Raw genomic sequence first — 4893 nt, 5'->3', positions numbered from 1 at the left:
TAAAATAACACAATGTATTTTGTAATATCTGCTTTAGCTTCATCTCTGGTTTTATAGTTGCAATGATGCACTAATTCATTCTTGAGTATGCCCCAGAAACTTTCAATCGGTGCATTATCGTAACAGTCCCCACGTTTGCTCATTGAACCTTGAAAATCACATTTTTCCAGTATCTTTCGATATTCATGGCTGCAATATTGGCTGCCTCTGTCCGAATGAATAATTAAGCCTTTCGTTGGTTTTTGATTACGAATCGCCATAGTCAGTGCATTGCAAACAAGTTGTGCGGTCATACGCTCATTTAAGCTATAGCCAACCACTTGTTTCGTGTACAGGTCTTTTACTGCTGCCAAGTATAACCAACCTTCAGCAGTCCAAATGTATGTAATATCGCTTGACCATGCAAGATTGGGCTTAGTCATTGAAAACTGTTGCTCTAGTAAATTTGCGTAGATCGCTCGATTATGATCACTCTTCGTAGTTCTTTTGAAACGCTTATGACGCTTACAATACAGCTGGTTGAGCTTTTTTATTTGACGTACAGCATACGTACTGATTTTGATACCTTGCGCTTGTAAATGCTTAGTTAATCGAATATAGCCATAGCTTTGTTTAGTTTCCTCATGAGCTATTTTGACCAAAATTGTCTGTTGATTTCGCTGAACCAATCTTTTATTCATGCCTCGTTTTAGCCAATCATAAAATCGTGACACTGAAACGTGAAGTAATCTAGCCATAAAGCTAATCGGGAATAAATATCTTTGCTGTTTCATATAGGCGTACCTTACTGACTTTCTTTCGCAAAGTACGCCGCTGCCTTTTTTAGAAATTCACGTTCCATTTCAGCTGTTTTGAGCTGTTGTTTGAGCTTTTTATTTTCTTCGAGTAAGGCATTTAGATCAGGTGAATATTGTTTAGTGCCTGCTAAGGTGCCAGTCTTTGCTTTATTATTCCAATTTGAAAGAGTTTGCATTGAAATGCCAAGTTGTCTGGCTGTTTCCGATACATTGCCTTGATTGGCTTCAATCAATTTTATTGCTTCAACTTTAAATTCTGCGGTGTAAGTCTTCTGTTTCTTGCTCATGGTAAACTCCTGATGAGTGTCTATAGTTTACCAAGTTAAAACCTCCTGTTTTCTCAGCACACATCACTAATAGCCCACTATCAATATTAAATAATAGTGTCAGCCCCCAGTTGATTAAGGAGTTAGGAATAGATGAGGCTGTAAAAATAAGATGTACGCTTATAAAAAGGTTAATAGAGGCAAATCAAAACACATTAAATAGTAGCCGTTTAACTTTTGCAAAAAGCTACATTCAGGTTGGAAGTTCTTATCTTCCAGAAGGTGAAATTCAAGCATGGTTTGATGTCATTAACTCAATACAAGGAGCTAGTAAAAAAACTATCCTAGAACCCGATGATTTAACAAAAATTATTACTCCTTCAAACCATACAGCACAAGGAAAGTACTATGACATGTTCAAAGACCTTGAGGATTATTTAAGTAGCTTATATGAACAGCCATCACATAGTACTTTTATGCCCTTACTTTACGCTCTTCGTATCGCTTATGCTGGCATGTATTCTCAAGGAATATGTTCAAAAGCTGACTTTGATGCTGTTGATCAAGGCTTTTTTAATAGAGTCATTCTAATCGGCCAATCTATTTCTAGAGAAGAGCAAGTCTCTTTTCAAGAATCATCATTAGATAAAGCACTAGAGTGGATCAATAAATATTATATTGTTATAGACAGACAGACTTCTTCACATTTAGTGAATACAGCTAAATCAGGCTTGTAAGATAGTAGTCTATAATTTACATAAGCGCTTATATTTAAGATAAAGTTTTTACTATTTCCTAGCTATAAAAACTAAAATCCATACCTCGATCTTGCTTAGATCGAGGTTTGCTCAGCTACTTTTACTGTTCTATATCGTTTTTTAGTAAAAATATCTAAAATTTCATCATTTAACATAATGGCTGTTATAAAAACTAGCTATGTAATGCAATTCGCATTACAATATCCCCATACATTCAATAAATGGGAAAAAAATAATGGCTACTGTTAACTTCAGGGTTGATGAAGCCCTTAAAGAAAAATCTTATTCAGTTCTTAGAGAACAAGGTATTGCACCTACTGAGTTTTTTACAAATGTCCTTGAATACATTGCAGCGACTGGGAAACTCCCTGTACAAAAAGCTTTACTCTCAGAAGAGGATACCGAGCTATTAGCGATTGTTCGTAAACGTATGAATGATCCTAAAGAAATGTTCGAGGAAATTACTTTAGATGACTTATAAGCTTTTACGTAATAAGGACTTCACAGCTGAATGGGAAAAGCTTCCTAGTGCTATAAGAGATCAATTTAAGAAGAAACTCGCCAAGGTCATAGAGCAGCCACATATTCCCAAGAATATGCTTAGAGGTGATCTCACGGGATGTTATAAAATTAAATTACTAAAGACTGGAGTTCGACTGGTCTATCAAGTCAAAGATGATCAGGTAGTTATCTTGCTCATCACCGTTGGGAAACGAGCTGACAGCATAGTTTATGACGAAGCAAAAAAACGCATTAAAGACTAAAAATGGGAGCTTCAAGCTCCCATTTTTGACCTCGTATAAGGTGTATTATGTTAATTTTTAGTTAATATAAAATTTAGATAGCTTCTGCAACTAATTTTAAAGCTGATTTAATTTTTTGCTTATTCTCATACATTTTTTTGTCAGCTTGTTCTGCTGCAAAATATAGCCCAATACTGGGATGCCTCCTACAAGGCAAGACATCTGATCGAGAAATTTTTTACCAAGCTCAAGCAGTATCGTGCTATTGCCACACGCTATGATAAATTGGCTCAAAACTTTTTATCAGCGATCTACCAGGCTTAATTGATAACACGCCCTAAATATTTCTAGAATATTCTCTTAAAATCTCCTACACCCTAATTTTATCTTCATATATAGTTTTCTCTATCACTTCATTGATCTCTTCATTCGTCCACTTTTGAAACTTAGCCCTACAAATGAATATTGATTGCAAAATAAATTTGTGCTTACCTTTTCTTAGATAAAGATTCTTTACTTTTTTCCATAAGAAACAATTAAATAGCTTACTACTTCTAAATTTATACCAATTAGAAAAAATTTACTGTTAATTAAAACTTAACAAAAGCCTGAGCTTGTAAAATAATCTAAATATCAGTTACTTTATGCTCAGAAAAATATTATTATTGTATTATTAATGTTTAATATTTGTGGTTTGTATGTTTTGGATTCTTATAGCAGTTCTAGTTTTGATTGGTATACTATTAATTATTTCTATAGTGAAGGAACATCTTAAAAATCCTTTCAGATAAATGACTCAATTTTAATCCATTTAACATAATGGGCGTTATACGAAATGAACATGTAAGCCCAAAATAGAAATGTCCGGTTTCTCCAAAGTAAAAATGTCCGCTTTTAGAATATGCGCTTTTGCAATTTCCTTAGCGGACGGTTTGATATGTTGGTGTCTATGTCGGATAAAGAACTTAAACGATTGTCGGTCTTGCAAGAAATCTGTGATCAACGTATAACTCAATCCCAGGCTGCTCAGCTACTTCATATCTCAGAACGTCACATCAGACGCTTACTGCAGAAATACAAAGCTCAAGGTCCCGCTGCATTAGCCCATGCCGGTCGTGGCCAAATCAGCAATTCTAAACTTCCTGAAGAACTCAGACTTAAGTGTCTCAATATTGTTTCAGATCAACTTTATGGTTTCGGACCCACTTTAGCGCATGAAAAGCTCACCACCGTGCATGGATTCGATCTTTCAGTAGAAACCCTGCGTTCCTGGATGATTGCAGCCGATTTATGGATCCCTCGCTGCAAGCGCCTGAAACGACCATATCAGCCTCGTTATAACCGAGATTGTTATGGTGAATTGATCCAAATTGATGGCTCACACCATGATTGGTTTGAAGGTCGAGCACCTAAATGCTGTCTGCTAGTATTCATCGATGATGCCACAGGAAAATTGCAGCATTTACGCTTCTGTGCGTCAGAGTCAGCCTTTGACTATATGATTTCGACACGTTTATATATCGAACAGCATGGTAAGCCATTGGCATTTTACAGTGACAAACATTCAGTTTTTAGGGTGAATCAAAGTAGCAAGAAAGACACCAAGATTACCCAGTTTGGACGTGTTCTGAGCACTCTCAATATCGATATCATTTTCGCTAACTCCCCTCAAGCCAAAGGTCGTGTAGAACGAGCGAATAGAACACTTCAGGATCGTCTGATTAAGGAGATGCGTCTAGAAGGCATCAGTTCAATTGCAGATGCCAATAAGTGGCTGCCGTGCTTTATTGAGCAATTTAATCGTAAATTCGCCAAGATGGCTTTTAATTCCAAGGATCTACATCGGCCTATCGCTGAAACAGCCGAAGAATTAGATGATGTTTTTACCTGGCGTGAACCCCGCAGGGTCACGAACAGCTTGACGATTACTTATGATAAATGCGTATATATCTTGGAAAACAGCGAAGAAAATCAAAGATTGGGCGGCAAGTATCTTGAGTTCCTGGAATATCCGGATGGTACTGTAGCCATTGAATATCAGGGAAGAAAAATCAATTACAGCATCTTTGATAAATTAAGTCAGCTCAACCAGCGAGAGATCGTTGAGAATAAACGTTTGGGTTCTGTGCTGGCACATATTCAACAACAGCATGAACAACTGGAACACCAAAACAAACGCAATCGTTCTCAAAAGATGCCACGTAGACAAGCACAGAAAACAGCGATTGAACAACGAAATCTAAATCCTGTGCTTGACTTGGAAATGTCCATATAGGACATTTCTATTTGGTTATTAGGTAGGACATTTCTACTTGGGAATAACATTGAA

5 protein-coding genes and 1 pseudogene are annotated in these 4893 nt (G+C 36.6%); 5 read left to right on the top strand and 1 reads right to left on the bottom strand.

What is annotated here, in order from left to right:
* Positions 1-1084, bottom strand: a protein-coding gene (locus tag ACINWC141_RS13970) for an IS3-like element ISAba21 family transposase (RefSeq protein ID WP_155757900.1) whose coding sequence is annotated in 2 segments (ribosomal slippage) — positions 1-826 and positions 826-1084 — 1085 coding nt annotated over the 2 segments. Because the reading frame shifts where the segments join, the coding sequence is not laid out codon by codon here. This gene is flagged as partial in the annotation.
* A gap of 110 nt (positions 1085-1194) precedes the next feature.
* Between ACINWC141_RS13970 and ACINWC141_RS13960 the strand changes: the two genes are divergently transcribed.
* The 5 genes and pseudogenes from ACINWC141_RS13960 (at position 1195) to ACINWC141_RS13945 (ending at position 4839) form a co-directional block, all read left to right on the top strand.
* Positions 1195-1800 carry a hypothetical protein gene (locus ACINWC141_RS13960; RefSeq protein WP_009392147.1) on the top strand — a complete coding sequence of 202 codons (606 nt, stop codon included), beginning with the start codon at positions 1195-1197 and terminating at the stop codon, positions 1798-1800.
* 256 nt (positions 1801-2056) lie between these two features.
* Complete coding sequence (locus tag ACINWC141_RS13955) at positions 2057-2302, top strand: type II toxin-antitoxin system RelB/DinJ family antitoxin (RefSeq protein WP_000246757.1); 246 nt, start codon at positions 2057-2059, stop codon at positions 2300-2302.
* A complete protein-coding gene (locus tag ACINWC141_RS13950) occupies positions 2292-2585 on the top strand; it encodes a type II toxin-antitoxin system RelE family toxin (protein WP_000221360.1) in 294 nt (97 codons plus the stop codon). The genes ACINWC141_RS13955 and ACINWC141_RS13950 overlap by 11 nt, the downstream gene beginning before the upstream one ends.
* Positions 2586-2771: 186 nt before the next feature.
* A pseudogene (locus ACINWC141_RS19750) lies at positions 2772-2888 on the top strand (transposase); the annotation flags it as partial.
* 625 nt (positions 2889-3513) lie between these two features.
* Positions 3514-4839 (top strand): ISNCY family transposase, encoded by a 1326-nt coding sequence (locus ACINWC141_RS13945; protein ID WP_008942541.1) that lies wholly within the window; start codon positions 3514-3516, stop codon positions 4837-4839.
* Positions 4840-4893 lie beyond the last annotated feature (54 nt).

The sequence above is a fragment of the Acinetobacter sp. WC-141 genome (assembly GCF_000313935.1).
In the GTDB taxonomy this organism is placed as follows: domain Bacteria; phylum Pseudomonadota; class Gammaproteobacteria; order Pseudomonadales; family Moraxellaceae; genus Acinetobacter.
The sequence above is the reverse complement of the archived record's forward strand: the minus strand, read 5'-3'. Positions and strand labels throughout refer to the sequence as shown.